Here is a 3,727-nt window from a genome sequence, read left to right as displayed (position 1 = left end):
CCTGGCCAGGCCGAAGTCGACCAGGTAGACGTGCTCGGCGTCGCCGTCGAAGACGGGCGGGGCGAGCAGGATGTTGCCCGGCTTGACGTCGCGGTGGACCAGGCCGCGGGCGTGGGCGGCGTCCAGGGCCCTGGCCACCTGGTCGAGGATGGCCAGGGCCCTGGCGGGGCCCAGCCGGCCCTCGGCCTCGAGCACGCGGCGCAGGTCGGAGGCGTGGACGTAGCGCATGGCCAGGTACAGGCGGCCGCGATCCTCGCCGGCGCGGTAGATGGGGACGATGTTGGGATGGTCGATGGCGGCGGCGACCCGCATCTCGCGCAGGAACCGGGCCCGGAAGTCCGGGTCGCCGGCCAGGGTCGCCGGGAGCAGCTTGAGCGCCACCGGCCGGCCCCCGAGGCCGGTCTCCTCGGCCCGGTACACCACGCCCATGCCGCCGCTGCCGGCCTGCTCCACGATCCGGTAGCCGGCCACCTCCGTCCCGGCGGCGGGGTCGGGGCTCATCGCCACCTCCAGCACCACGCGACCACGCCAGTGCCCCGACTACCCGTCGACGCCGCCCGGCAACCCGCGAACGGCCGCCCCCGGCGCCTCCGCCCGGCCGCCCCCGGCATCCCCGCCCGGCCGGGCCGGGCGGCTGCGGGCCAGCGCCTCGGCCAGCGGCGTCGGCACCACCCCGGGCGGCCGCTCCAGGCCCGGATCGGCCAGCGAGTCGGCGGCCAGCACCCCGAGCTGGGCCGGGGTCAGACCGGTGCGCTGGTCGTCGGAGGCGTCATTGACGTGGCGCTTGGCCACCGACCCGCCGTGGGTGGCGTCGACCAGGGCGTCGAAGGTGAGCTCGGTGGGGCCGGACAGGGACCAGGTGGCGGTCAGCTCGACGGCGTCGTCGGCGGCGGCGATGGCCGTGGCCACGTCGCCGACCCAGACGGGGGCGACCCGCTGGCCGCCGTCGCCCGGGACCGGGACCGGCTCGGCGGCGGCCAGCAGGTCCAACAGGCGGCCGCCGGGGCCGAGGACGTGGGTGCAGCGCAGGATGGCGTGCTCCAGGCCGGAGGCGGCGATCATCCGCTCGACCTCGGCCTTGGCGGCCAGGTAGGGGTTGCCGGCGGCGGCGGGCGTGGCCACGGCGGCCGGGGAGCAGGCGACCACCCGGCGGACCCCGGCGGCGGTCGCCGCGGCCAGGAACACCTCGGCCGGGCCGACCACGGCGGCGGACGGGTCCTCGCCGGGCCGGGTCCAGACGCCGCCGGTCAACGAGCAGGCGGTGAACACGCCGTCCATGGCCGCGGCCAGGCCGTCGGGGTCGGTGGCCTCGAGCAGCGCCACCTTGGCCCCGAGGCGCCGCAGCCCGGGCACCTGGGCGGGGTCGCGGACCACGGCTCGGACGTGCTCGACGCCCTGGCGCAGCAGGGCGGCCACCGCCGCCCGCCCGACCAGGCCGGCGGCGCCCGTCACCAGGATCGCCACTCAAGCCCTCCCCGTGTCGGCACGACATGGTCTACTGTGGACAACGACCGGGTCTGCCCGAGTGCCCGAAAGGGGCGCATCGCCGCGGCTCGGTCGCGCTATGTCAGGAATCGACCAGCAAGGAGCTCGGCACGTGATCAAGCAGACCCCGGTGAAGGGCAGCGACAAGGTCAAGGTCAACTTCGTCCTCCCCAAGGACTCGGTCACCGGGAAGGTCTCGGTGGTCGGCGACTTCAACGGCTGGGACCCCTTCGTCCACCCGCTCCGCCCGCGCAGCAACGGCACCAAGAGCGTCACCGTCACCCTCCCGGTCTCGCAGCGGTTCGCCTTCAGGTACCTGGACGACGACGGCCGCTGGCTCGACGACGACAGCGCCCACGAGTACGTGGACAACGGCGTCGGCGGCGTCAACAGCGTGGTGCACACCTAGGAGCAACCCTGCACGGGGTCGGCCGCGGCGTCAGAACCGTGGCGGCTCGGTGTACTCGCCCCAGACCTCCTTGAGGGCGGCGGCCATCTCGCCGACGGTGGCCTCGACCCGGGCGGCGTCGACCAGCCTGGGGATGAGGTTGTCGTCGGTGCCGGCCGCCGCCTTCAGGGCGTCGAGGGCGGCGTCGACCTTGCCCTGGTCGCGGGCGGCGCGGCGCCGGGCCAGCTCGGCCCGCTGCTCGCGCTCGACCTCGGCCGAGATGCGCAGGATCTCCAGGGGCTCGTCGTCGTCGGTGACGTACTTGTTGACGCCGACGATCACCTTCTCGCCCTTCTCCAGCTGCTGCTGGTAGCGGAAGGCGGCGTCGGCCATCTGCTGCTGGAACCAGCCCTGCTCGATCCCGGCGAGCACGCCCTCGAGCATGCGGCCCTCGCCGAAGCGGTCGATGCGGGCGAAGATCTCCTCGGCCCGCTGCTCCATCAGGTCGGTCATGTGCTCGACGTACCAGGAGCCGCCGAGGGGGTCGATGACGTTGGCCACTCCGGTCTCCTCGGCGATGACCTGCTGGGTGCGGAGGGCGATCGCCGCCGCCCGCTCGGTGGGCAGGGCGAACACCTCGTCGAGGGCGTTGGTGTGCAGCGACTGGGTGCCGCCGAGGACCGCCGACAGGGCCTCGATGGCGGTCCGGACGACGTTGTTGTCGGGCTGCTGGGCGGTCAGCGACACCCCGGCCGTCTGGGTGTGGAACCGCAGCCGCATGGCCTTGTCGGTGGTGGCGCCGTAGCGCTCGCGCATCCACCTGGCCCAGATGCGGCGGGCGGCGCGGAACTTGCCGACCTCCTCGAAGAAGTCGACGTGGGCGTCGAAGAAGAACGACAGCTGGGACCCGAGCACGTCCACGTCGAGGCCGCGGCGCTGGCCCAGCTCGATGTAGGCGAAGCCGTCGGCCAGGGTGAAGGCCAGCTCCTGGGCGGCGGTCGCCCCGGCCTCGCGGATGTGGTAGCCGGAGACCGACACCGGGTGGTACTTGGGCGCCTCGGCGGCGCAGAACTCGAACAGGTCGCCGATCAGGCGCAGGTGCGGCTCGGGCGGGAACAGCCACTCCTTCTGGGCGATGTACTCCTTGAAGATGTCGGTCTGGAGGGTGCCGTCGAGGTCGGCGATGGTGGCGCCCTGGCGCTCGGCCGCGACCAGGTACATGGCGAACAGCATCGGCGCCGGGCCGGAGATGGTCATCGAGGTGGTCAGCTGGTCAAGGGGCAGCCCGTCGAACAGCACCTCCATGTCGGCCACCGAGTCGACCGCCACCCCGCAGTGGCCGACCTCGCCGAGCGACCGGGGGTCGTCGGAGTCGCGGCCCATCAGGGTCGGCATGTCGAAGGCGACCGAGAGGCCGCCGCCGCCCTGGCCGATCAGGTACTTGTAGCGCTCGTTGGTCTCGCGCGCGTTCCCGAACCCGGAGAACTGCCGGATCGTCCAGGGCCGGCCCCGGTACATCGACGGGTAGACGCCGCGGGTGAACGGGTACTGGCCGGGGACGCCGATCTGGGCGGCCGCGTCCCGGTCGGGGTGGTCGAGCGGGTCGTAGAGGGGGGCGACCTCCTCGCCGGACAGGGTGGTGAAGTCGGTCTCCCGCTCCCCTCCGGCCGCGTACTGCTCCCGCCACCGCTCGCGCAGGGCTCGGAGCGCCTCGGGCGCGTCGGCCCCGGTCACGGCGTCGTTGTCGGGCACGGTGGCCTCCTGTCGGCCTGGCTGTTCCCCCGATTGTAGGCGCCGCTAGTCCGGGCGGCGGCCGACGGCGGTGAAGAAGGGGGCGAAGAAGGTGGGGCGGAC

4 protein-coding genes are annotated in these 3,727 nt (G+C 73.9%); 1 reads left to right on the top strand and 3 read right to left on the bottom strand.

Translation table 11 applies throughout. The annotated features are described in order from the left end of the window. Both VF468_17235 and VF468_17230 read right to left on the bottom strand, forming a co-directional pair. Nucleotides 1-501: serine/threonine-protein kinase (locus VF468_17235; GenBank protein ID HEX5880036.1), on the bottom strand; the 501-nt coding region annotated here is incomplete at its 3' end. A gap of 39 nt (nucleotides 502-540) precedes the next feature. Further along, a complete protein-coding gene (locus VF468_17230; protein HEX5880035.1) occupies nucleotides 541-1,464 on the bottom strand; it encodes an NAD(P)H-binding protein in 924 nt (307 codons plus the stop codon). A gap of 133 nt (nucleotides 1,465-1,597) precedes the next feature. On the opposite strand from VF468_17230, the gene VF468_17225 reads away from it, so the two are divergent. Then, nucleotides 1,598-1,894, top strand: a complete 297-nt coding sequence (locus tag VF468_17225) for an isoamylase early set domain-containing protein (protein ID HEX5880034.1) — start codon at nucleotides 1,598-1,600, stop codon at nucleotides 1,892-1,894. Nucleotides 1,895-1,924: 30 nt separating this feature from the next. On the opposite strand, the gene VF468_17220 is transcribed toward VF468_17225, so the two are convergent. Further along, the gene (locus VF468_17220) at nucleotides 1,925-3,607 is read right to left on the bottom strand and encodes a methylmalonyl-CoA mutase family protein (GenBank protein HEX5880033.1); all 1,683 of its coding nucleotides are present in this window, start codon (nucleotides 3,605-3,607) and stop codon (nucleotides 1,925-1,927) included. Nucleotides 3,608-3,727: the final 120 nt, after the last annotated feature.

The organism is Actinomycetota bacterium (genome assembly GCA_036280995.1).
Classification (GTDB): domain Bacteria; phylum Actinomycetota; class CALGFH01; order CALGFH01; family CALGFH01; genus CALGFH01.
The sequence above is the reverse complement of the archived record's forward strand: the minus strand, read 5'-3'. Positions and strand labels throughout refer to the sequence as shown.